Genomic DNA, 24,080 nt, shown 5'->3' on the forward strand with positions numbered 1-24,080 from the left:
TGGCAGGCCAGCAAGATGCTGTTGATTGGCCATTGCGCACAAGCCCCGTGGCAGTATGTCCAGCAGTCACTTGCAGCGTAAAAGTCCGACCATGATCCTGATTGGCCAATTTGACTCCCCCTTCGTTCGCCGCGTCGGCATTGCGATGACCTTATACGGCATCGCCTACGAGCACCGTCCGTGGTCGGCCTTCGGCGATGCAGACAAGATCCGGCCCTACAACCCGCTGACGCGGGTGCCGACCCTGGTGCTGGACAATGGCGAGGTGCTGATCGAAAGCCATTTGATGCTCGACTATCTCGACAGCCTCGTTCCGGCCGAGCGGAGGATGTTTCCGACGGCCGAACCGGCGCGTCACCAGGCGCTGCGGATATCAGCCCTGGCAACCGGCCTCGGCGACAAGGCGGTCAGCCTGTTCTACGAGACGCGGCTGCACGAGAAAGTCTCCGACCTCTGGGCCGGGCGCTGCCGCACACAGATCGAGGCTGTCCTTGCAGTCCTGGAAGCCGATCGTCAGGGAAGGTCGACACCTTACTGGTTCGGCGACCGCATCGGCCATGCCGACATCGCGGTTGGTGCCGTGCTCCGCTTCATTGGCGAGGCGCATCCCGGGCTTGTGCCGCTGGCCGACCTCCCGGCGCTGGACGCACATGCCGCACGAATGGAAGCGCTACCGGTCTTTCAGAAAGTCATGCAGCCATTCATCGCGCCGGCCTGAGGGGGCTTGGTTCTTGTTCTTCCGGTCCGCTCTACCGCCTAGTGCAGCACCAGCATATCGCTCGACGAGAACGAAATCTGGGCCTTTTCGCCGACAGCAGGCGGCGGTGTGGCAGGGCTGTTGAACGTATCGAGCGACACGGTGTTACCGCCGATGCCGACGCGAACCCGGATCACCGAGCCGAGGAAATGCACTTCGGAGATCTCGCCGGAAAGACTGGAGTCGCGACCGGGCTGAAGGCCCAGCGAAATGGCTTCCGGACGCAGGGCAAGCGACAGCGTGTCGCCGGACTTCGAGCCGTTGAGCTTGCCCTTGAGCGAGACTTCCTGCGTGTCGACCTGCACCTTGCCGGATGCAGCATCGGTGACCCTGCCTTCGAGCACGTTCAGCGTACCGACGAAATTGGCGACGAACTTGGTTGCCGGACGGTTGTAGATCTCGAACGGCGTGCCGACCTGTTCGGCCTTGCCGCCATACATGACGGCGATGCGGTCCGAGATCGACAGCGCCTCTTCCTGGTCATGTGTGACGAAGATGGTGGTGATGCCGAGCTTCTTCTGGATCGAGCGGATTTCCTCGCGCAGCGACACGCGCACCTTGGCGTCGAGCGCCGAAAGGGGTTCGTCCAGCAGCAGCAGCTTCGGTTTCGGCGCGATGGCGCGGGCCAGCGCAATGCGCTGCTGCTGGCCGCCCGAGAGCTGGTAGGGATAGCGATCCGCCATTTGCGGCAGTTTGATGATGCCGAGCATCTCGGCGACACGCGCATCGATGTCCGCCCTGGGCATACCGGCAACCTTCAGGCCGAAGCCTATGTTCTGCGCCACGGTCAGGTTCGGGAAGAGTGCGTAGGCCTGGAACACCATGCCGACATTGCGCTGGTTGGGCTTCAGCCTGGTAATGTCCTTGCCACCGACGACGATCTTGCCGGCTGTCGGCTCCTCGAAGCCCGCCACCATGCGCAGCACGGTGGTCTTGCCGCAGCCGGACGGACCGAGGAACGAGACGAATTCGCCGCGCTCGACGTCGAGATTGAAATCCTCCACCACCGTGGTGGCACCGAAGGATTTTCGCACGTGCTGGATGGAGAGGAACGGGTCGGCCATGGTGTTGTTCTTTCGATCAGTACTTTTCGATCAATTGGGGCGGTTCGCCGATCTCGGCGCGAAGCGGGACAGGATCTGGATCAGCGACATGCAGCCCCAGGTGATGGCAAAGGCGATGATGGCAAGGGCTGCCGGCTCATACGCGCGGTTGGCGCCAATGTTCTGTAGATACGGGCCGAAAGCGGGTCGGTTGAGCAGGCTGGCCATGGTGAACTCGCCAATAACGATCGCGAAGGTCAGGAACGCGCCCGACAACACCGCGATCAGCACATTGGGCAGGATAACGCGCGTGATGATCGTCGACCAGCCGGCGCCAAGGATCTGCGCCGCCTCCGTCAGCGTTCGCACATCGATGGTTCTGAGCCCGGTGTCGACCGCACGGTACATATAGGGCAGCGACAGCGTGGCATAGCCGATCACCAGCAGGGCGTTCGTACCGGTGTCGCTGGCCAGGAACGGCAGCGGCGAGTTCGATCCGTACATCCTGATATAGCCGAAGACGATGACGATGGCCGGAATGACCAGCGGCAACAGCGTGATGAACTCGACGAGCGGCCGCAGTTGCGGCAGGCGCAGCCGGATCCAGTAGGCGGCCGGCACTACGATCAGCACGCCGAGAATGATGGTGAAGACGGCGGCAAGCACTGAATAGCCGAAGGTCGCCTGGAAGCGAGGATCGCCCAACACCACCTTGTAGGCGTCAAAGGAGTACGCGCCACGCCGCATGCGCATGGAAAACTCCACCGTCGCGATCAGCGGGATGAAGAAATAGGCCGCGCCCAGCGCGAAGACGACCCAGGCCCAGAACTTTCCCGACTTCATTTCAGCCACCTCTCGGAACGGGTCCGGAACCAGATGTAGAAGACATTGGCAAGGCCGGTGATGAAGATCATGCCGAAGGCGATCGCGTAGCCAAGATGGGCATTGTGCAGCACGTCGCCGCGAATCTGCGCATAGAGCAGGATCGGCACGATGTTGAGTGACGAGCCTGTCAGCGCATAGGCGGTGGCGATGGCGCCGAAGGCGTTGGCGAACAGCAGGATGACCGTGCCAAGGAAACTTGGCCAGATCACCGGAATGACCACCATGCGCCAGTATTGCGCCATGGTTGCACCGAGTGTCGCGGCGGCCTCGCCCCACTCCTTCTTCAAGCCGTCGATTGCCGGCACGATGATCACCACCATCAGCGGGATCTGGAAGTAGACATAGGTCAGCGTCAGCCCCCAGAAAGACAGGATGTTGAAGCCGTGAGCGTAAATGTTGAGGCCGAAAAAGGTGTTCAGGATCACCGTGGCAAGGCCAAGCCGGCCGAGCGTGGCGATAAAGGCGAAGGCCAGCGGGACACCGGCGAAATTGGAAGCGACACCGGAGAAGGTCAACGTCGCCGAGCGTATCCATTCCGGCAGACCGCCGCGCACGATGGCGATGGCAATGGCGAGACCGGCGAAGGCACCAATCAACGATGAGGCAAGGCTGACCTTGATCGAGATCCAGTAGGCGGCAACGATCGACGGCTGCGCCAGTGCTGCGATATTTTCGAAGGTGAACTCACCCGCATCATTCTGGAAAGCGCCCAGCATCAGATAGAGCGTGGGCAGGATCAGGAACATGATGGCGAAGATGAAGAAGGGGGCAACGCCGAACCACTGCGTCGGCAGCCTCATGCTGCGTGCCTCGGCGGGAGGCGCGGTCTTCCCGGTGACAGCGTGGTCTGACATTGGGATATCGGTCATGCGCCGGCTACCGTCTTCGAGAAAAGGGGACCGGGCGACCTCGAGGCCGCCCGGCATGGCGTTTGTTACTTGACGTTGGCGCCGACGACCGCATCCCAGTTCTTGGTGATGGCTTCCTTGGACTTGGCCTGCTCGTCCAGCGTCGGGAACACCGCCGCGGCATAGGATTCGGCCGGCGGCAGCTTAGCCAGCACGTCCGCGGGGATCTTGCCGTTCTTGGCAAGGTCGTTGAAGCGGATCGGGTGGCAATAGCCCTTGAGCCAGCCGACCTGGCCTTCGTCGGAGTAGAGGTATTCCAGCCACAGCTTGGCGGCGTTCGGATGCGGCGCGTAAGCGCTGATCGCCTGCACGTAGACACCGGCGACGACACCGGTCTTCGGCACGACGACGTCGACGGGCGGGTTGCCCTTCAGCGTGTCCCGGCCGGCGAGCGCGTTGTAGTCCCAGGTGATCAGGATCGGAGTCTGGCCTTGGGCGAGGGTCGCAGCCTTGCCGATGACCGGGACGAAATTGCCGGCGGCGTTCAGCTTCTTGAAGAAGTCGAGGCCAGCGGTGCCGGCGGCTTCACCAGCAGCGGCGCCCGACGACAGGCCAGCAGCATAGACGCCCTGGATAGCCTGGTTCGACGCGCGCGGATCGCCGGCCAGTGCGACAGTGTTGGCGAATTCCGGCTTTAGCAGATCGGCCCAGTCAGTTGGAGCTTCCTTGACGATGTCCTTGTTCACTTGGAAGGACAGCACGCCGTAATAGTCGCCAGTCCAGTAGCCTTCAGCATCCTTGGCGCTGTCGGGGATCGAGTCCCAGGTCGACACCTTGTAAGGCTGGATCAGACCATCCTTCTTGGCGGACGGGCCGAAGGACAGGCCGACGTCGATGACGTCAGGCGCCTGTGGGCCCTTGTTGTCCTTGTTGGCCTTGATTGCCTCGACCTCGTCGCCGGAGCCGGCATCGGGGTTGAGCTCGTTGATGGTGATTTCCGGATACTTCGCCTTGAAGCCGGCGATGACGTCACCGTAGCCGCACCAGTCATGTGGCAAGGCGATGGTGGTGAGCTGGCCTTCGGCCTTGGCGGCCTTGACGAGATCGTCCAGCGAAGCCGCGGACGAAATCACCGACGACACCATCAGGGTCGCGGCCGAAAGGGAAAGTACTTTCCCCGTGAATTTGAACATGTGTTCTCTCCGTTGAACTGACGCCGTTGGACGCCTGCGATCCGGTATCGTTTTCATGTGACAGCCAGATGAAAGCTTTGTGAAACCGGCTGCTCGCAGCGCGAAAATTTAACTCTTTTTAACCGGCTGTAGCAATTAGCCATCACTTATTTTTCCGGCTAATTACTTTCCGCCATGTGTTTCATCCTTTCCCCCTTGGTTTGCCCTGATTTTCCAGATCAATTTCTAACAAGAAAGCCGTCTTACACCGTGCCGGCGATAGCGTTTTCAAGCAAGGTCAGGGCCGCCTTCTTGGTCAGCTTGACCGGGTTGCCGCCTGCGGTCGGATCGACCACCGCCATGTCGGCGATGAGCCCCTTGCGCTTCTTGTCCATGTCGAGCCCCTTGATCAGGCCCGGCAGAGCATGCGGCACCTTGAGTTCCCTGCGCAATTTAATGATCGCCTTGGCGAAGCCGTCGAAGCCGCCCTTGATGCCGCAATAGGCGGCAAGCCGGCCGATGCGCTCCTCGATGGAGTCCCTGTTGAAGGCCAGCACATAGGGCATGAACACCGCATTGGTCATGCCGTGATGGGTGTCGTACAGCGCGCCGACCGGATGCGACAATGAGTGGATGGCGCCCAGCCCCTTCTGGAAGGCGGTGGCGCCCATCGCGGCGGCGCTCATCATATGGGCGCGCGCGACGAGATCCTTGCCGTTGGCATAGGCCTTCGGCAGGTTCTCGAAGACCAGCCGGACGCCTTCGACGGCGATGCCGTCGGCCATCGGATGGTAACCCGGCGCGCAATAGGCCTCGAGGCAGTGGGCAAGCGCGTCCATGCCGGTGCCGGCGGTGATGAAGCCGGGCATGCCGACCGACAGTTCCGGATCGGCAATGACGATGGCCGGCAGCAATTTGGGATGGAAGATGACCTTCTTGGTGTGCGTCGCTTCATTGGTGATGACGCCGGCGCGGCCGACTTCCGAACCGGTGCCGGCCGTGGTCGGCACCGCGATGATCGGCGCGATCGCGTCGGAATTGGCGCGCGTCCACCAGTCGTCGACATCCTCGAAGTCCCAAACTGGCCGCGTCTGGCCGGCCTGGAAGGCGATCAGCTTGCCGAGATCGAGCGCCGAGCCGCCGCCGAAGGCGATGACGCCGTCATGCTTGCCTTTCTTGAACACCGCGATGCCGGCGGTCAGATTGGACTCGACCGGGTTCGGCCTCACCTCGGAAAAGACGCCGTAGGGGACCTTGGCATCGTCGAGGATCTTCAGGGTCGAGGCAACGACCGGCAGTTTCGCCAGGCCGGGATCGGTGACGAACAGCGGCCGCTTGATGCCGGTGGCCGCCAACACCTCAGGCAGTTCCTTGATGCGCCCGGCGCCGAAGCGAACGGTGGTGGGGTAGTTCCATTTGGAGATCAGCTTGGACATTTTTTGTCTTTCGAAAATTCAGATGGCTTCGCGCAGGTGGAACGACTTCGGCCTGGTCAGGTTGTCATAGCCGATGGCCGACAAGGCAGCACCCTTGCCGGTGTCCTTGACGCCGGTCCAGACCAGGGCCGGATCGAGGTAGTCGCAGCGGTTCATGAACACCGTGCCGGTCTCGACGCGGTTGCCGATCGCCACGGCATGGTCCGTATCGCGGGTCCAGATCGAAGCGGTCAGCCCGTAAGGGCTGTCGTTCATCAGCGCGATCGCCTCTTCGTCGTTGCGCACCTTCATGATGCCGACGATCGGCCCAAAGCTCTCCTCGCGCATGACGCTCATCTGATGGTCGACTTGCGTCAGCACTTCCGGCGCCAGATAGGGCGAGCCGGCCTTGTCATTGGCCACCTTCATGTTGATGTGCGCCACCGCGCCCTTGCGCAGCGCTTCGGCCTTCTGCTCGCGGATCAGGTCGGCGAAACGCGCCTGCGCCATCGGCCCCATCGTCGTTGCCTGGTCGAGCGGATTGCCGACGACATAGTTCTTGGTCTCGGCGATGAAGCCCTCGACGAACTCGTCATAGACCTTTTCGTGCACATAGACGCGCTCGATGCCGCAGCAGCACTGGCCGGAATTGTAAAAGGTGCCGTCAACCAGATTGGCGACCGCATGATCCATCTTGGCGTCGGGCAGCACATAGGCCGGATCCTTGCCGCCAAGCTCGAGGCCGAGCGTCATGAAGGTCCCCGCCGCCGCCTTTTCGATGGCGCGGCCACCGCCGACCGAACCGGTGAAGTTGACGTGGTCGATCTTGCCCGAACCGAGCAGCTTCTCGGTCTGGGCATGGTTGAGCACGACGTTCTGGAACACGCCCTTGGGCAGGCCCACTCTGTCGAAAGCCTGTTGGAAACGCTCGCCAACCAGCAGCGTCTGCGCCGCATGCTTGAGGATGACGGCGTTGCCGGCCATCAGCGCCGGCACGATGGTGTTGACCGCCGTGAGATAGGGATAGTTCCACGGCGCGATCACCATGACCACGCCAAGCGGGTCCTTTTTCACATAGCGACGGAAGCCGTCCTTTGGGTTGGAAGCCGGCACGGCCTTGAGCGCCACCTCGGCGATCTCGACCATGTAGTTGGTGCGTTCCTTGACGCCGCCGAACTCGCCGCCATAGCGCACCGGACGCCCCATCTGCCAGGCGATCTCCGGCACGATCTCGTCGGTCATCGCGACCAGCGCTTCCAGCATCGCCAGCATGTACTTGCCGCGCTCGACGATCGGCGTCTCGGCCCACCTCTCTTGCGCCGCCTTGGCGCGCTCGACCGCGGCATTGATCGCCTGGTCCGTTGCCACGGGCCGCTCGGCGTAGATCGAGCCATCGATGGGGGATTTGAGTTTGACCGTCTCGGTCATTTTGTAAGTCCTCGCATTCTACAACAAAATCTTGTGGCGTGGCGCTGCCCTCATCCGCCTGCCCGGCAGTCTCCCGCGTATGGTGACCGGGAGAAGGGAAGTGCTCTCCGGTCGCCCTGCCCGCGATTCACGGGAGGGTAGGGCGAGAGGCGCGCCAACGTTCGTCGGCTAGTTTAGTACCGCTCGAACCCTCTGTGCAGTTCCCAATCGGTTATGCGGCGGTCGTATTCGAACTGCTCCCACTTTGCGGTGTGAACATAGTGTTCGAGCACATCCTCGCCGAGCGCCTGCTTGAGCATCTTCGACTTCGCCAGCGTCTCGGTGGCGTCGCGCAGCGTCTTCGGGATCTCCGGCAAACGCGACGCCTGATAGGCATCGCCGACGAACGGCTTCTGCAGTTCCAGCTTCTCATCGATGCCGGCAAGGCCGGCGGCGATCAGCGCCGCAAAGGCGAGATAGGGGTTGAGGTCCGCGCCGCCGATGCGGCATTCCATGCGGATGCCCTTGGTGCCTTCACCGCACAGGCGGAAGCCGGCGGTGCGGTTGTCTTCGCTCCACATGATCTTGGTCGGCGCGAAGGTGCCGGCCTGGAAGCGCTTGTAGGAGTTGATGTAGGGCGCCAGGAACCAGGTGAATTCCTTGGCGTATTTCAGCTGTCCCGCCGCCCATTGCTGGCCAAGCGCCGACAGCGTCCAGTCAGCCTTCTTGTCGAAGAAGAGCGGCGTCTTGCCGTCGGCGCTCCACAGCGAATTGTGGATATGGCTGGAATTGCCGGCCAGCCCATAATTGTACTTGGACATGAAGGAAATCGCCTTGCCTTCGGACTCGGCAATCTCCTTGGCGCCGTTCTTCAAGATGACGTGGCGGTCGGCCATGTCCAGCGCCTCGGCATAGCGCACATTGATCTCTTCCTGGCCTGGGCCCCACTCGCCCTTGGAATTCTCGATCGGGATGCCGGCCGCTTCCATCTCGTTGCGAAGCCGGCGCATGACGCCTTCTTCCTTCGTGGTGATGCCGATCTGGTAATCGCCGATATAGGGCGAGGCGGTATCGAGACCCTGCCAGTGTTTCTTGCGGGCGGAATCATAGGTCTCGTTGAACAGATAGAATTCGAGCTCGGAAGCGAAATAGCCGATATAGCCGCGCTCCGTCAGCCGCTTGACCTGCTTCTTCAGGATGGCGCGCGGCGAATGCGGCAGGTCGTCATGCGTGTGGTGGTCGAGCACGTCGCAGATCACCAGCGCCGTCTTCTCAAGCCACGGAATGCGCCGCAGCGTCCCCAGATCCGGCTTCATGACGAAATCGCCATAGCCCTTCGACCAGCTCGCCGCCTTGTAGCCGGGCACCGGCTCCATATCGATGTCGGCGGCCAGGAGATAGTTGCAGCCGTGCGTCTCGTCATGCGCGGAATCGACGAAATACTGCGCCAGGAACCGTTTTCCCGCCAGCCGCCCCTGCATGTCGACGATGCAGGCCAGCACCGTGTCGATCTCGCCACTGGAGACCGCTTTCTTCAACTGATCGAACGAGAAATTTCCGGCCATTCCTTTGGCACTCCAGCGTTTTAGCTTTGAACAGGTTAGACAAAACCATGGCCGGCACGATGCCGGCCATGGCCAAGAATGGTCGATGTCAGTGACCGGTTTCGCCGACGGCCTGTTCCGCCGCCTTGATGGCTGCCTGGCGCGCCGCGATGATGTCGCCAAGCGGCGGACCCTGGAAGCGGTTCCGTTCGAACGCGAACCAGACGATCGCCGTCAGGATGAAGAAGCCGACGGTGATGTAGAGCGCCCAATCGTTCGGCGGCTGGATGCCGATGACGAAGATCAGGATCATCGACACGATCGACAGGAAGGCGAACAGCATGAAAACGCCGCGCCCCATGTTCCATGGACCCATCTTGTCCCACTTTGGCGTGCCCCAGGCCAGCATGCCGAGCACGATCGGCACGGTGAAGGACAGGAACAGGAAGATGACGGTGCAAGACACGACGATGGTGTAGGCCGAGGTGCCGGCGACCGAGACCAGCGTCGAACCCCAGACGAACAGCACCGACAGGATCGACGCCGTCCAGATCGCCGCCACCGGCGTGCGATAGGTCGGGCTGACTTTGGCGAGTGCCGATGAGCCCGGCAGGCCACCGTCACGCGAGAAGGCGAAGATCATACGCGAGGCAGAGGTCACGGTTGCGAGGCCGCACAGAAGCTGCGCGACGAACACGACGAGGTACACGAACTCCTTGATGCCAGGGCTGACGCGCTGGTCGAAGGCCCAGAAGAACACGTTCCAGCCCTGCTTGGCGGCGTCGTCCATGTTTGGGATCATCAGCACGAAGGCGGCCAGGAACAGATAGCCGAAGACGGCCGACCAGATCACCGACATGACCATGGCGCGCGGCACCGAGGAGGCTGCCTTGATGGTTTCCTCGGAGGTGTGCGCGGAAGCGTCGTAGCCGGTGATCGTATAGATCGGCAGCAACAGGCCAAGTGCGAACACCCAGGCATTCGAAACCGACGGCCAGACGCTGGCGCCGGCATCGCCGGAGTAGTTGTGGAAGGTGAACAGCCGGCTGAAATCCCAGGTCTCGGCGGAGAGAAGACAGACGACCGCGATCAGGATCGAACCGAAGAAGATCAAATAACCCGAGAAGTCGGTCAGCTTCGCCGTCAGCTTTATGCCGAGATGATTGATCAGTGCCTGGGCGCCGGTGATGATGACCAGGAAGATCATCTGGTTGGTCAGCGTACCCTCGATGCCGAGCGCCGGGCCGAAGGCGCCGACGAAGAACGTCCAGGTGCCGACATTGATGGCGCCGAGCACGGTGATCAGGCCGAGCAGGTTGAGCCAGGCCGTGACCCAGCCGGTGCCGCGGTTGCCGAGGATCGAACCCCAGTGATAGAGGCCGCCGGCAGTCGGATAGGCCGAACTGATCTGCGACATGGCGACCGCGAAGGTCAGCGACACGAAGCAGCCGACCAGCCAGCCGATGCCGATGCCGATGCCGCCGGCGCCGGAGGTTGCCTGGGCCAGCGAATTGATGCCGCCCGAAAGGATGCAGATGATCGAGAAAGAAACGGCGAAATTCGAAAAGCGGCTGAGGCGCCGCTCCAGTTCCTGGGCATAACCCATGCTGTGGAGGGCCTTTACGTCCTCCGCCTTGTCAACTTCAGTATAACCCGGTGCTGCCATTGGAAGTCCCCTGTTGGTTCTTAGCTGGCCGATTGAACTGACTTTCCGACTGAATGCGATCTGGCGTGTCCGGCCTCCTGTGGCTCCAGATCCGAAAAAATGCCCGTGAGCAGATCCGCCCATTTCCGCTGCCCGGTCTCGCCGGCTATTTCGTCGTTGCGGATTTCGATCATCGCGCACGGCAGGCCGCGCGAACGTGCGTGCCGCTCCAGCGTGAAATAGACGCGGTCGGCCGGCGAATAGGGCTCGTTGACGCCGACGGTGACGCCGGCAAGCCGCTTCAGCGCGTCGATCAAAGGCGACGCCAGCCGGCGGTCCTCGTCATGGATGATGCCGATATGCCAGGGCCGGTTGCGGCCCTTGTAGACAGGCGTGAAGGAATGCACGGAAACCAGGCGGGTTTCCTGCCCGCGCGCCAGCCTGCCGTCGACAATCTCTTCGATGGCGGCATGAAACGGCTGCCACGACAGCGCGACACGGGCCGCGCGCTGCTTGTCCGAAAGGCCGGTATTGCCGGGTATCGCCGTGGTCTCGCTGACCGGCGGCACCAAATCGGGCGCATCGAGCGGCCGGTTACAGTCGATGACGAGGCGCGAAATGCGGGTTTCGACCAGCGTCGCGTCGAGCGCCTCGGCCATGCGACGGGCAACCGGCAGCGCACCGGGATCCCAGGCGATGTGGCGGGACAAGTCCTCTGCGGCAAGGCCGAGCGTGCCGAATTCGGCCGGCAGGAAATTCGAGGCGTGATCACAGGTCAGCACGAAAGGGCTTGATCCGCCGGGGTTGGTCACCCTGACGGTATCAGACGATGCAAGGCTGGCGGGCCGTGCTTGCTCCATAGTCTGCCGTCCCCGGGGAGCGCTGTATCGTATGTTACGTATTTTGTCTCATTGCGTCCCTATGGATGATTTCATACAGTTTACCCGGTTTTGTCAAATGCGATTTCGGAAAAGACAGTGGACAGGGCCGAAGCATTTTGCAGCCAGGTGGAATCACCTGGCGTCGCGGAAATGCGGCCAAGACAAACAGACGGATCGGGATGGATTACCATTCGGCTCCGGGGTGGGGAAAAGATGATTTCCAGCATTGCCGAACTGATCGCCGACCGCGTCGGCACGATGCCGGCCAGTGAAAGGCGCGCAGCCCAGACTCTGATCGCCAGCTATCCGATGATCGGCCTCAAGACGGTTGCTGAATTCTCGGCCGCGGCAGGCGTCTCTTCGCCGACGATCCTGCGCTTCGTGGCCCGGCTCGGCTTCCAGAATTACCCCGAATTCCAGTCGAGCCTGCAGGACGAACTGGCGGCGCAGCTGCAATCGCCGGCGATAAGGACGCTCAACCCGCCCTCGCCCGGCGGCACCGCGTCACCGATGCTGGAAGCGACGCTCGACAATATGCGCGAGACGTTCAGACACCTGTCCGACAAGCAGCTTGCCGACATCGCCGCCCGCCTCGCCGACCGGCGCGGCAAGACCTTCCTGATCGGCGGCCGCTTCACCGATCCGCTGGCGCGTTACATGGCCGCCCACCTCGCCATCATCCAGCCCGAGGTCTTTCACCTCGCCGGCCAGGAAAGCATGTGGCGCGACCGGCTGATCGACATGGGCAAGCGCGACGTACTGGTGATCTTCGACATCAGGCGCTACCAGGACAGCCTCCTCCGCTTCGCCGAGAAGGCACATGAGCGCGGCGTACAGATCGTGCTGTTCACCGACCAGTGGCTGTCGCCGATCGCCCGCTTTGCCCGCCACGTCATTGCCGGACGAACCGCGGTGCCGTCGGCGTGGGACTCTTCGGCAGCCCTCTTCGTCGTCGCCGAAACACTGATCGGCGCCGTCACACGGCAACTGGAAGCAGAAGGCGCCAAACGCATCCGCGAGATGGAAGGTCTGCGTTAGCCGTCAACGTTACGCAGATTTAATGTGCGCAGACACTGGCCAGTTGTCATAAGGGCGCGATATCGGGGGTGTCTTCTTGCCTTAGAATAGCCTCGCTGCGTCTGCTTCCTTTCGGGAACCCGGTAGACGGAAGGATCGTTTTGCCCAACCGGAGTGCAGATGGCCGCCTGGAAACAGATACTTTTCGCGCTTGTGGTGCTGGTCGTGGCGGCAGCCGCCTGGCTGCGCTTTTTTCCGGGCGCACCGGAGGTGCTGGCACGCTGGGGGATAGACTGGGTTTACGCGGCAACGCCCCCGGCTGAAACCGGTGCCGCCAACGCCAAGCAGGCAAACGACGGCAATGGCGGCAACCGGCGGGTGAACGTGGTCGCCCTGGCCGCCACTTCGGCCACCATCAACGACCGCCTTCAGGCGATCGGCACTGGCCGTGCCAACGCCTCGGTGACCGTCAATCCATACAGTTCCGGCCGCCTTGCCAAACTGCTGGTCGAATCCGGCAGCCATGTCGACAAGGGACAGATTATTGCCACCCTCGATTCCGAGACCGAGGTGATCGCGCAGGATCGTGCCAAGCTGGTCTTACAGGACTCGCAGAACAAGCTCGACCGGGTGAAATCGCTGCGGGCCTCCAACGCAGCGACACCGGTCGCCGTCGCCGATGCCGAAGTGGTGCTGGCGGTCGCCAAACTGGTACTTCGCGATGCCGAACTTGCCCTGCAGCGGCGCTCCATCATCGCACCGATCGCCGGCACCGTCGGCATCCTGCCGATCGCCGCCGGCAATTATGTGACCAACCAGTCGGCGATCGCCACGCTCGACGACCGCTCCAGTATCCTTGTCGATTTCCTCGTGCCCGAACGTTTCGCAGCCGCCGTCAAGGTCGGCGCGCAATTGACGGCGACGCCGATCGCCAATCCCAGCAAAGCCTACACCGGCACGGTTTCGGCCATCGACAACCACATCGACGAAAAGAGCCGCACTTTGCTGGTCAAGGCCAAGATCGCCAACCCGGCCGATTCGCTGCGCGCCGGCATGTCGTTCGGCATCATCATGAAGTTCCCCGGCGAGACCTATCCGGCCGTCAGCCCGCTGGCGATCCTCTGGGGGTCGGACGGCGCCTATGTCTGGCGGGTCGAGGACAGCAAGGCCAGGCGGGTCCCGGTGCGCATCATCCAGCGCAACACCGAGACCGTGCTGATCGACGCGGAGATCGACAGCGGCGACATGGTGGTGACCGAAGGCACGCAGAGCGTCAGCGAGGGCGGCGCCGTGCGCATCGCCGGCGAAGACCAGCGCGCCGCGGACGCCGCCCAAGGCTCATGACCAGCCCCGTCAACACTGCCAGCGACACCGGCTTTACCGCCCTGTTCATCCGTAGGCCAGTGATGGCTTTCGTGCTGAACACACTGATCGCAGTCGCCGGCCTGGCTGCCATCTATGGCGTCGAGATCCGCGAACTGCCCGACGTCGACCGTGCGGTCGTCACGGTCTCGACCGCCTTCGAAGGCGCCGCGGCCGAAACCGTCGACCGTGAACTGACCGACACAGTCGAGGGCGCTGTCGCCCGCGTCTCCGGCGTCAAGTCGATCTCGTCGTCTTCTTCCTTCGGTTCGAGCCGCGTCACCATCGAGTTCAACGACGGAGTCGACCTCAACGTCGCCGCCTCGGACGTGCGCGATGCCGTCGGCCGTGTCGCCAACTTGATGCCGGACACCGCCGATCCACCGCGCATCGTCAAGGCCGACGCCAATTCCGATCCGGTGATGCGACTGGCGGTGACTTCGGACGACATGTCGATCCGGGACATGACGGTGGTGGTCCAGGATCAGATCGAGGACGAACTGGCCGCCGTGCCCGGCGTTGCCGACGTCCAGATCTATGGCTATCGCGACAAGATTTTCCGCATCGACGTCGACCAGAACAAGCTCGCCAGCCTCGGCTTCACCGTTGCCGACCTCAGGGCGGCGCTTGCTTCTGTCGCTTTCGATTCACCGGCCGGCTCGATCACCACGACAAACCAGGACCTGATCGTCCGCACCACGGCCGACGTGACCACGCCCGAGGAATTCGAAAACATCATCATCGGCGGCACGACGCGCATCCGCGACGTCGCCACCGTTACGCTCGGCCCCGATGTCGGCCAGACCACGCTGCGTTCGGATGGTAAGACCGGCATCGGCATCGGCATCATCCGCCAGGCGGAATCGAACACGCTGGACATCTCGACAGGCGTTCAGGCCGCCGTCGCCAAGCTGCAGGAGAACCTGCCCAAGGGTATGTCGATCAAGATCACCAGCGACGACGCGGTGTTCGTCAACGGCGCGGTGCACGAGGTCGAGATCGCACTCGGCCTGTCCGTCACCATGGTGCTGATCGTCATCTATGTGTTTCTGCTTGACTGGCGCGCAACGCTGATCCCGGGACTGTCGATGCCTGTTGCCATGATCGGCACCATCGCCGCGATCTACCTGGCCGGCTTCTCGGTCAACATCCTGACCCTGCTCGCTTTGGTGCTGGCGACGGGATTGGTCGTCGACGACGCCATCGTCGTGCTCGAAAACATCGTCCGACGACGCAATGAAGGCATGGGCCCGCGCGCCGCAGCCGTGCTTGGCGCCCAGGAAGTGTTCTTCGCCGTCATTGCCACGACGCTGACGCTGGTCGCCGTCTTCGTGCCGATCTCGTTCCTGCCCGGCCAGACCGGTGGCCTGTTCCGCGAATTCGGCTTCGTGCTCGCCATGTCGGTGCTTTTGTCCTGCGTGGTGGCGCTGACGCTGTGCCCTATGCTCGCCTCGCGCATGCTGTCGAGTGCCTCGCTCCACCATGAAGGCGGCCACGGCATCGGCGCCCTCGTCGGCGGCGCGCTGAATTCAGCCTACAAACGCGCCCTGCACGCTTGCCTCGACGCGCCATGGATCGTGCTTCTGGTTGCGGTGCTGTTTGCCGGCACCGCTTTCGCGCTGTTCGGCACCATCCGCCAGGAACTGACGCCGACCGAGGACCGCGCCGCCGTGTTGTTGCGCATCAGCGCCCCGCAAGGTGTCAGCCTCGACTACACCACGCAGCAGATGCAGAAGATCGAGAGGCTGATCCAGCCGATGCGCGAGTCCGGCGAGATCCGCAGCACCTTCGAGAACGCCGGCCAGAACGGCTCCTATAATTCAGGCTTCATGGTGATGACGCTGGCGCCGTGGAACGAGCGGAGCCGCAGCCAGCGGGAGATCATGGCCGAGATCAGCCAGTTGACCAGGCAGGTGCCGAGCGTGCGCATCTTCCCGGTGCAGCCCAACAGCCTCGGCATTCGCGGTGCCGGCAACGGCCTGCAGTTCGCGCTGGTCGGCAATAACCGCAAGGCACTCGGCGACGCGGCGGTCAAGATCATCGCCGAGATGCAGAAGGACCCACGCTTCCAGACACCTCGCCTGTCCATCGATCCGACGCAGCCGCAGCTGGCCGTGGCCATCGACCGCGAGCGCGCCTCCGATCTCGGCATCGACATCACCGGGATGGCCAACACCTTACAGGCCATGCTCGACGGCAACGACGTCGTCGACGTCTACATCGCCGACCGCAGCTACGGCGTGAAGCTGGTCTCGACCACCAACCCCATCAACGATCCGACCGACCTGGAAAACATCTTCCTGAAGATATCAGACGGCCGCTTCGTGCCGATGTCGACCATCGCCACGCTGACCGAGCGTGCGGTGCCGCCGTCACTGTCGCGCGAGCAGCAGCAGCCGTCGGTGGCGATCACTTCCAACCTCAACGGCGACTTCGCGCTCGGCGATGCGCTGACCCGCGCCGAGGAAATCGCCACGCCGCTTTTGCCTGCGGGCAGCCGCATCCTGCCGTTGGCCGAGGCCGCGACGTTGGGCGAGACCAACAGCGCCATGGTGACCATCTTCGGCTTCGCGCTGGTCATCATCCTGCTGGTGCTGGCAGCCCAGTTCGAGAGCTTCGTCAGCGCCGTCATCATCATGGCGACGGTGCCGCTCGGCCTAGCTTGCGCCATCTTCGCGCTGCTGCTCTCGGGCACCAGTCTCAACGCCTACAGCCAGATCGGCCTGGTGCTGCTGGTGGGGGTCATGGCCAAGAACGGCATCCTGATCGTCGAATTCGCCAACCAGCTGCGCGATCGCGGGCTTGGCGTGCGTGAAGCGATCGAGCAGGCCTCGATCATCCGCGTACGGCCGGTGATGATGACCATGATCTGCACCGTGCTCGGTGGCTTGCCGCTGGTGCTGGCGAGCGGCGCTGGTGCCGAGGCACGCGTAGCGCTCGGCTGGGTGATCGTCGGCGGACTGGGCCTCGCCACCGTCTCGACGCTGTTCCTGACGCCGGTTGCCTATCTCTTGCTAGGCCGCTTCGTCACGCCGAAGACCCATGAGGAAGCGCGGCTGAAGCGCGAGCTCGAGGAAGCCGCCTACACCAGACCATGATCCCGAAAAGTGGGAACCGGTTTTCGGAAAGATCATGGTTGGATCAGGTCCTGATGTGGAGCCGGCCGAGTAGAGAAATCCCAAGAACCTGTGTCGCGGTTTCCCGCCAGTGAATAGGCAGTGCCTATTTCAAGAACCGGCCTTCGATCGACCAGCGCGCGGCGAGGAAATTCAGCACCGCCGCCACCACGACACCGCCGATCTTTGCCGGCCATACTCCAACGGTGGCGGCAAACAGCGCGATCGAAAGGCTGGAGACACCGAGCGAAATCAGCGCCCCGAGCGAGGCGAAACGAAGGAACGCGTCGCGCAGCCGGATGGCTTGATTGCGTTCGAACGCCCAAAATCCGTTCGCCACGAACGAAAAGCAGACGGCGATGAACCAGGCAACGATGTTGGCGGGCACCGGCGGCATCTGCAGCTTGAGCAGCAGGAAGAAGCTGACAAGGTCAATGGCCGTGTTGGCAAGTCCGACAATGGCAAAGCGGACGATCTTGTTGCCGGTCGAACGCCGGGGCTGGTCGGCGCCGCTCATCCGTTGCCGTCCATGATTGCGACACCGGCGCGGGCCAGGCTGGCGCCGAAATCATCCGATGCCAGGACCGCGAATTCGACCTCGCGCACGCTTTGCATCGGGTCACGCGCGCGCAACGTCTCGTCGACATGGCCCGGGTGGCACATGAACAGCCCACGTTCCGGCAATGCCTCGACGGCGGCCTGCAGCACCGATGCGAACTTTTCGGGTCGCCGCCAGTCGTAGATGCCGGCGAGCGGCCCGAAAACGGTGAAGCCGGCATGCTGCATGGACCGGTTGAACCCGGCAGCGAGCGCCGCGATCGCAGCGACTTTCGGCGCCGTGCCGGCCAGTGCCGGTGCACCGCGCAGCGCCGGTCTGTCGGCTTCCTCATGCAGACGCGCGCGCAGCCATGTGCGCACCACAGGAAGGAAATGCACATGCTGATGCCCGTCGACGAAATCGGGGCGGCGCTCGAGTGCTTCGACAAAGCGGCTGTACTGAGCGTCGAGTTCGGCATGGACATCGCGGTCGTCGATGCGACCGCGCAGAACAGGCAACGCCAGCGAGCGGAGCGGCGGCAGCCGGCCTTCCGGCGCCAGGCTCGACCGGCCGGTGACGGCTGGCTGGTCGGTCAAGGTAAGATGTAGCCCGACCGCGGCACGGCCGCACAGAGGCTTTATGCGCTCCGCCTCCTGCGCCCATTGCGCAAAGCCGGTCATGCAGCTGGTGCCGGTCAGGCGCCCACGATCGAGCAGGTCGAGGATCGCGGCGGAGACGCCTGGCGCCAGGCCGTAGTCGTCGGCGATCAGGCGGATGCGCCGCGTCATGCCTCGCGAGCGCCCGGTGTCGGCTTGTCGGCAGCGATGTCGCTGTGTACGACATCGCGCACGATATAGACCGGCCGATCCTTGCTTTCGCTGAGCGTGACCCAGACATATTCGCCAATCAGGCCGAGAAGGGTCAGGTTGAGTCCGCCGAGCAGGACGACGGCGACCAGCAGGCTGGGATAGCCGGGAACGGCGATGCCGTAGAAGAGCACCTCGAAGAACACCTTGGCGCCGTAGACCGCCCCTGCAAACGCCGCAAGCAGCCCGCTGAGGCTGATCAAGCGCAGCGGTATGACGGAAAAGGAGGTGAACCCTTCCAGCGAGAAGGCAATCAGGTTGAGCCGGCTCCATTTCGACGTGCCGCTGGCGCGGTTCTCCGGCGAATAGGGCAGCGCCTTCTGGCGGAAGCCGGCCCAGGCAAACAGGCCCTTGTTGAAGCGTCGCTTGTCACGCAGGCTGGTCAGCGCGCGCGCCACGGCACCGCGCATGACGCGAAAGTCGCCGGCATTTTCGGGAATGTCGAAACGCTGGCTGCTGTTGATCAGGCTGTAGAAAAGCCGCGCCAGCTGACTGCGTCGCCAACTGGCCTCACGCCTGTCGTTCTGCGCGTAGACGACATCGATGTCGGGATGCTCCACCAGTTCGGCGATCATCTTCAGGCTGATGTCCATCGAATGCTGGAGGTCGGCGTCCATGATCAGCACCATGTCGCCGCGCGACTGGTCGAGGCCGGCGAGCACAGCGACTTCCTTGCCGAAATTGCGGCTGAGGCGGACGATCTCCCACGACCCCGTCAGCCCCTGCGAAAACCGCTTGGCACCATCGTCTCGGCTGCCGTCGTCGACCAGGATCTTGTGCACGGCCATGCCGAAGCGCTGTGCAACCGCCGCCTCCAGCGCGGCAAGCAACTCGGCGAATGCCAATGCCGACGGCGCCTCGTTGAGGAACGGCGCGACGATATCGAGTACCGGCCGCGACTTAGCCATTTGCGACCCCCGCATTCACCACCTTTTCTCCGGCCTTGGCCCAGAACCACCAGATCAGGGAACAGGCGATGAAAGCAATCGCGATCGGCCGGAACCAGGGGTTGAGGAAAGCATGCACATCGTGCTCGACGCCGGTCAGCCCGGTCGCGAACAGCGCCGTCGACAGCACCGAGGCGAGGACGCCGCCTGGTTCCTCGCGCCATAACAGGGCGATGGCGAGCCCGGCAGGCACGGCGATCATCGCATAGGTGTTGGGCTCGACACGCGGATTGAAGACGCACATGTAGAAAGTGGCCGTCAGGAAGATCGCCAACCCGGCCGTCCCCCGCTCGAGCTTGCGATCGAACAAGAGCACGATCGAGAGCGTCAACAGGCCGACCACGAAGCGCACCGCCGTGGCGCCGGATTCCGCGATGGGCATTCCCGCCACCGCAAAAGGCGCGGTGAAATCGGAGGCAACAAAGCGGCTGGTCTTGTCGACCGCCATCGAGGTCAGCATGCGGGCGAAATCAAGATACTGGCCGTTCAGATAACTGGCTGGCGCGAAAGCATAAGGTATGGCGAGCACGAACAGCACGGCCAGCACCAGCACCGGGATTAGCCTGGGGCGCAGCCCTCCCGCCAACAGCAGCATGATGATCGCGGTCGGCTTGGCGATGAGGGCCAGCGAAGCCCAGAAGAAGGTCTCGGCGCGCCGCCCTTCAAGCGCCGAAAGCGTAAGGAGCCAGCAGGCGCCAGTCAGCAGAATTGTCGATTGTCCGTTGCGGATGGCGCCAAGCGCCAGCGGCAGAGCGAGGAACAGACCGAATGAAAGCAGCCAGGTCAGTTCCTGGCCGCCGAGCTTGCGAACCTGCCGCATTGCGGCGAAAGTCAGCACCGCGAAGCCGATTGCATGCCACAGCAGGCCGCCCAGATGCGGGCCCAGCTTCAACAGCGGAACATAGAGCGTGGCAAAAGCCGGCGCGTAGAGATACCCCATCTGGGAGCCAAGATTGTAGAGCGGCCGGGCGGCCAGAAATTCCTCGCTGCCAAATCTGTAGGCTGCCAGCACCGAATGCGTGTCGGGCGACCACAGGACCATGACAAGAACGATCAGGAATGCTCCAATCCACATGCTAAGTCCCAAACGGTCGAAAACCGGCTTGGCAATCGTCATCAAGTCACTCCACCACCCCGGAACGGGCCCTTGCCGCGCCGTCAGGCATTCGATGGCGGCGGCATATCACGGACAAACCGGCGTGGCATAGAGGGCTGAGAGAGTGGATGGCGGTCCGAGGGCGCTGGCGGCAGCCGGACATCGCCATTTCTGGCATCGAGAGCATGTGCAGGCTTCGTGTCCGAACGACGGGCACCTTCATGCTAAGGCCGGATGAACACCTTGCCGTTGGGCTTGGCCAGTTCCTCCGGCACCCGCGCCATTGCCTCGGCGAGCGGCACCACCGCCGTCACATCGGTCGACCAGCGCCCATCGGAGAACCTTTTCTGCGCTTCCAGGATCGCCGGGCCGCGGCGGTCGCGAAACTGACGCATCCATTCGCTCAGCCAGAAACCCTCGATGTGCTTGTGCTGGAAGATCAGTTGGCCGGGTTCACGGATGATCGTGGCTTCGGGATCGAGCCGCCCATAGATGATCCAGCGCGAGCGCTTCGGCATGACGTCGAAAATGGCGGAGGCCAGCGGCCCGGTCACCGCGTCGAGGAAGATGCGCGGCTGTTCGGCCTTCATGACCTCGCGCAGCGCCGTCTTGAAATCCGGCGCCTTTTCGTTGAGGACGTGTGCGGCGCCAAGCTCCTCCAGAGCCGCGATCTGGTCGTCGCGGCGCACGGTGACAATGGGTCGAAAACCCGCTTCCCTGGCCAGGCCGATGATCAGCTTGCAGAGCTGGCTGGCGCCGGCGGTCATGACGAAGGCCTTTTCGCCCTCTTCCCTCACGATGTCGAACATGGCGAGCGCGGTGAGCGGGTTGACGATCATCGCCGCGCCATCCTCGTCGCGAACGGTGTCGAGCAGCGGGATGCAGACCACCGCTTCCGCCACTGCATATTCGGCCCATGAGCCCCAGTTGCTCACGCCTGTGGCGAAGGCAACGCGCTTGCCGATGAGGCTTTTGGGATAGGGCTCATCGCCACTGGCGACGACGGTGCCGACACCCTCGAAACCGGCCGGCTGGCCCTTGGCGCGCGGCTGGCCGTACTGGCCCTTGATGAAGGCGACATCGGATGGATTGATCGAGGCAAGGCTGACCTTGATCAGCACCTGCGTCGGCCCCGGCGTCGGCACCGCGATGCTGCCCGGCTCGAGATAGGGCTCCATCGCTTCCAGCGCGCTGCCGGACGGCGTCCTGGTGTAGCCGTCGCCGACAAGCAGCAGCGCCTTCATTTCGGAGGGGACGGTCATCGGAACACTCCTTGCTTGGACCTGCCGGCGGCGCCGGGTGACGAATGCCGGCGCTCAGACCTTTTCCTGCGTGTATTTCTTCAGTTCCGTCCGCGCCACCTGGCGGCGATGCACGGCATCAGGTCCATCGGCAAGGCGCAATGTCCGCAGATGCGTCCATGAGCGCGCCAGCGGCGTGTCCTGGCTGATGCCCTGCGCGCCGAACATCTGCACCGCCTCGTCGGTGACCTTGAGCGCCACGCGCGGCGCGATCACCTTGATCTGGCTGATCCAGGGTGCTGCGGCGCGCGCATCGCCCTGGTCGATCATCCATGCCGCCTTCAGGCAGAGCAGCCGCGCCATCTCGATCTCCATGCGACATTCGGCGATGATGTCGAAATTGGCGCCGAGTTTTGCCAAGGGCTGGCCGAAGGCCTGGCGGCGCACGGAACGCTGGCACAGCATCTCCAGCGCCATCTCGGCCTGGCCGATGGCGCGCATGCAGTGATGGATGCGGCCAGGGCCGAGCCGCCCCTGCGCAATCTCGAACCCCCTGCCCTCGCCGAGGATCAGGTTCGATGCAGGCACACGCACATTGTCGAAGCGAAGATGCATGTGGCCGTGCGGCGCGTCATCGTCGCCATAGACCTGCATCGCCCGGACCTTGGTCACGGCCTTTGCGTCGGACGGCACCAGGATCATCGAATGCCGCCTGTGTTTCGGCTCTTCGTCGCCACCGGTCCGGACCATGACGATGTAGATGGCGCACCGCGGATCGCCGGCGCCGGAAGCCCACCATTTCTCGCCGTTGAGCACATAGTCGCCGCCCTGGCGCTCACAGCGCATCGCAATGTTTGTGGCGTCGGACGAGGCGACATCCGGCTCGGTCATCAGATAGGCCGAGCGGATCTTGCCGTCGAGCAGCGGCTCGAGCCACGCCTTCTTGTGGTCGGCCGAGCCATACCGTTCCAGCACCTCCATGTTGCCGGTGTCGGGCGCCGAGCAGTTGAAGGTCTCGGCGCCGAGATGCGCCTTGCCCATCTCCTCGGCGAGATACGCGTATTCGACCGTGGACAGGCCGTAGCCGCGCTCCGAGCCGGTCAGCCAGAAGTTCCACAGGCCGCGCTCCCGTGCGGTCTTCTTCAACCCTTCGAGGATTTCGCTCTGGCGCGCGCTATAGACCCAGCGGTCGCCTTGCTTGCCCACTTCGCCGAGGAATTCCTCGTCGACCGGCTTGATCTCGTCACGCACCATGGCCGCGACGCGCGCGTGGATCGGCTTCAGTCGCTCGGTCATGCCGAGATTCATCTCCGTCATCGGTCGTAACCTTCATGCACGCCAGCCATTTTACCCGTGGCAAGGATGACCGTACTTCGGATAGCCTTGTCAACGCGAACTGTTTTGCCTGCACACCGAGGCCCGCACACCAAGGTAGGGCGCGGAGGATTGTGATGAGCTATCTGGACGAGCTGTTTTCGGTGGCCGGCAAGACCGCGCTGGTGACGGGAGCGGCGACCGGCATCGGCCGCATGGCGGCAACCGCACTGGTCAAGGCCGGCGCCAGCGTGATGATCGCCTCGCGCAAGGGCGAGGATTGCATCAAGGTCGCCGGTGAACTGAACGGGCTTGGCGCCCCGGGCCGGGCCGAAGGCTTCGCCGGCGATGTCTCCAGCGAAGCCGGCATTGCCGCACTCGTCGCCGAGGTCAAGACGCGGACCGATCACCTGAACATCCTGGTCAACAATGCCGGTGTGTCCTGGGGCGCGCCGCTGGAGAGCTTTCCCTATTCCGCCTGGGCGAAAGTGTTCGGCGTCAATGTCACCGCGGTCTTCCATCTGACACGCGAATTGCTGCCGCTGCTCGATGCCGCCGCCAGCGATGCCGATCCGGCCAGGGTCATCAACCTCGGTTCGGTGATGGGCATGCAGCCGTTGGCCGACGACGCCTATTCCTACACGGCGTCGAAGGCCGCGGTTCATCATCTGACGCGCACCCTGGCGCTCGAGTTCGCCGCCCGCCGCATCACCGTCAACGCCTTCGCCCCCGGCCCCTTCCAGAGCCGCATGACTGCGTTTGCCACCGGCACGGCAGAGCAAGCCAGGCATGTCGGCAACCATGTTCCGATCGGCCGTATCGGCGCACCGGATGACATTGCCGGCGCAACACTCTATTTGTGCAGCCGTGCAGGCAGCTATGTCACCGGCGCCATCCTGCCGATCGACGGCGGACAGTCGGTGCAGCATGGGCTGACCTTGTTCAAGGAATGACATTTTCCGGCCGAAGCCGGGGGTGAACTGGAG

Annotated in this window: 20 protein-coding genes; 5 read left to right on the top strand and 15 right to left on the bottom strand. The window is 63.3% G+C overall.

Annotated features, from left to right (window positions below):
• Positions 1 to 91: 91 nt before the first annotated feature.
• Positions 92 to 718 carry a glutathione S-transferase family protein gene (locus HNQ71_RS28535; RefSeq protein WP_184876707.1) on the top strand — a complete coding sequence of 209 codons (627 nt, stop codon included), beginning with the start codon at positions 92 to 94 and terminating at the stop codon, positions 716 to 718.
• A 38-nt stretch (positions 719 to 756) separates the two neighbouring features.
• Here HNQ71_RS28535 and HNQ71_RS28540 read toward each other — a convergent pair whose 3' ends face one another.
• The 9 genes from HNQ71_RS28540 to HNQ71_RS28580 all read right to left on the bottom strand — a co-directional run bounded on the left by HNQ71_RS28540 (position 757) and on the right by HNQ71_RS28580 (position 11,576).
• Positions 757 to 1,821, bottom strand: a complete 1,065-nt coding sequence (locus HNQ71_RS28540) for an ABC transporter ATP-binding protein (RefSeq protein WP_184876709.1) — start codon at positions 1,819 to 1,821, stop codon at positions 757 to 759.
• 30 nt (positions 1,822 to 1,851) lie between these two features.
• A complete protein-coding gene (locus HNQ71_RS28545) occupies positions 1,852 to 2,643 on the bottom strand; it encodes an ABC transporter permease (RefSeq protein ID WP_184876711.1) in 792 nt (263 codons plus the stop codon).
• Entirely contained in the window at positions 2,640 to 3,554 is a 915-nt protein-coding gene (locus HNQ71_RS28550) for an ABC transporter permease (protein ID WP_425492274.1), read from the bottom strand. Before HNQ71_RS28550 ends, HNQ71_RS28545 begins: the two co-directional genes overlap by 4 nt.
• 65 nt (positions 3,555 to 3,619) lie before the next feature.
• The gene (locus HNQ71_RS28555; protein ID WP_184876721.1) at positions 3,620 to 4,726 is read right to left on the bottom strand and encodes an ABC transporter substrate-binding protein; all 1,107 of its coding nucleotides are present in this window, start codon (positions 4,724 to 4,726) and stop codon (positions 3,620 to 3,622) included.
• A 242-nt stretch (positions 4,727 to 4,968) separates the two neighbouring features.
• The gene (locus HNQ71_RS28560; RefSeq protein ID WP_184876723.1) at positions 4,969 to 6,141 is read right to left on the bottom strand and encodes an iron-containing alcohol dehydrogenase; all 1,173 of its coding nucleotides are present in this window, start codon (positions 6,139 to 6,141) and stop codon (positions 4,969 to 4,971) included.
• Between the two features lie 18 nt (positions 6,142 to 6,159).
• Positions 6,160 to 7,548, bottom strand: coding sequence for an aldehyde dehydrogenase family protein (locus HNQ71_RS28565; protein WP_184876725.1), 1,389 nt, complete (start codon positions 7,546 to 7,548; stop codon positions 6,160 to 6,162).
• A 173-nt stretch (positions 7,549 to 7,721) separates the two neighbouring features.
• The gene (locus tag HNQ71_RS28570) at positions 7,722 to 9,092 is read right to left on the bottom strand and encodes a glutamine synthetase family protein (RefSeq protein WP_184876727.1); all 1,371 of its coding nucleotides are present in this window, start codon (positions 9,090 to 9,092) and stop codon (positions 7,722 to 7,724) included.
• 88 nt (positions 9,093 to 9,180) lie between these two features.
• Positions 9,181 to 10,737, bottom strand: coding sequence for an amino acid permease (locus HNQ71_RS28575; protein WP_184876729.1), 1,557 nt, complete (start codon positions 10,735 to 10,737; stop codon positions 9,181 to 9,183).
• Between the two features lie 20 nt (positions 10,738 to 10,757).
• Positions 10,758 to 11,576 carry an N-formylglutamate amidohydrolase gene (locus tag HNQ71_RS28580; RefSeq protein ID WP_184876731.1) on the bottom strand — a complete coding sequence of 273 codons (819 nt, stop codon included), beginning with the start codon at positions 11,574 to 11,576 and terminating at the stop codon, positions 10,758 to 10,760.
• A gap of 234 nt (positions 11,577 to 11,810) precedes the next feature.
• Between HNQ71_RS28580 and HNQ71_RS28585 the strand changes: the two genes are divergently transcribed.
• The 3 genes from HNQ71_RS28585 (at position 11,811) to HNQ71_RS28595 (ending at position 17,074) form a co-directional block, all read left to right on the top strand.
• Complete coding sequence (locus tag HNQ71_RS28585) at positions 11,811 to 12,635, top strand: MurR/RpiR family transcriptional regulator (protein WP_184876733.1); 825 nt, start codon at positions 11,811 to 11,813, stop codon at positions 12,633 to 12,635.
• A 159-nt stretch (positions 12,636 to 12,794) separates the two neighbouring features.
• A complete protein-coding gene (locus tag HNQ71_RS28590; RefSeq protein WP_184876735.1) occupies positions 12,795 to 13,958 on the top strand; it encodes an efflux RND transporter periplasmic adaptor subunit in 1,164 nt (387 codons plus the stop codon).
• A complete protein-coding gene (locus HNQ71_RS28595; RefSeq protein WP_184876737.1) occupies positions 13,955 to 17,074 on the top strand; it encodes an efflux RND transporter permease subunit in 3,120 nt (1,039 codons plus the stop codon). The genes HNQ71_RS28590 and HNQ71_RS28595 overlap by 4 nt, the downstream gene beginning before the upstream one ends.
• 124 nt (positions 17,075 to 17,198) lie before the next feature.
• Here the strand turns inward: HNQ71_RS28595 and HNQ71_RS28600 are convergent, their stop codons facing one another.
• From HNQ71_RS28600 to HNQ71_RS28625, 6 genes are all read right to left on the bottom strand, one after another.
• Positions 17,199 to 17,609 (bottom strand): GtrA family protein, encoded by a 411-nt coding sequence (locus HNQ71_RS28600; protein WP_184876739.1) that lies wholly within the window; start codon positions 17,607 to 17,609, stop codon positions 17,199 to 17,201.
• A complete protein-coding gene (locus HNQ71_RS28605; protein ID WP_184876741.1) occupies positions 17,606 to 18,418 on the bottom strand; it encodes a ChbG/HpnK family deacetylase in 813 nt (270 codons plus the stop codon). Before HNQ71_RS28605 ends, HNQ71_RS28600 begins: the two co-directional genes overlap by 4 nt.
• Complete coding sequence (locus HNQ71_RS28610) at positions 18,415 to 19,404, bottom strand: glycosyltransferase family 2 protein (protein WP_184876743.1); 990 nt, start codon at positions 19,402 to 19,404, stop codon at positions 18,415 to 18,417. Before HNQ71_RS28610 ends, HNQ71_RS28605 begins: the two co-directional genes overlap by 4 nt.
• The gene (locus HNQ71_RS28615; protein WP_184876745.1) at positions 19,397 to 20,560 is read right to left on the bottom strand and encodes a glycosyltransferase 87 family protein; all 1,164 of its coding nucleotides are present in this window, start codon (positions 20,558 to 20,560) and stop codon (positions 19,397 to 19,399) included. The genes HNQ71_RS28610 and HNQ71_RS28615 overlap by 8 nt, the downstream gene beginning before the upstream one ends.
• A gap of 203 nt (positions 20,561 to 20,763) precedes the next feature.
• On the bottom strand, positions 20,764 to 21,801 hold the full coding sequence (locus HNQ71_RS28620; protein WP_184876747.1) for a zinc-binding dehydrogenase: 1,038 nt from the start codon (positions 21,799 to 21,801) through the stop codon (positions 20,764 to 20,766).
• Between the two features lie 54 nt (positions 21,802 to 21,855).
• On the bottom strand, positions 21,856 to 23,097 hold the full coding sequence (locus HNQ71_RS28625) for an acyl-CoA dehydrogenase family protein (protein ID WP_184876749.1): 1,242 nt from the start codon (positions 23,095 to 23,097) through the stop codon (positions 21,856 to 21,858).
• Between the two features lie 134 nt (positions 23,098 to 23,231).
• Between HNQ71_RS28625 and HNQ71_RS28630 the strand changes: the two genes are divergently transcribed.
• Positions 23,232 to 24,047, top strand: a complete 816-nt coding sequence (locus HNQ71_RS28630) for an SDR family oxidoreductase (RefSeq protein WP_184876751.1) — start codon at positions 23,232 to 23,234, stop codon at positions 24,045 to 24,047.
• Positions 24,048 to 24,080 lie beyond the last annotated feature (33 nt).

The sequence above is a fragment of the Mesorhizobium sangaii genome (genome assembly GCF_014207355.1).
Taxonomy (GTDB): domain Bacteria; phylum Pseudomonadota; class Alphaproteobacteria; order Rhizobiales; family Rhizobiaceae; genus Mesorhizobium; species Mesorhizobium sangaii.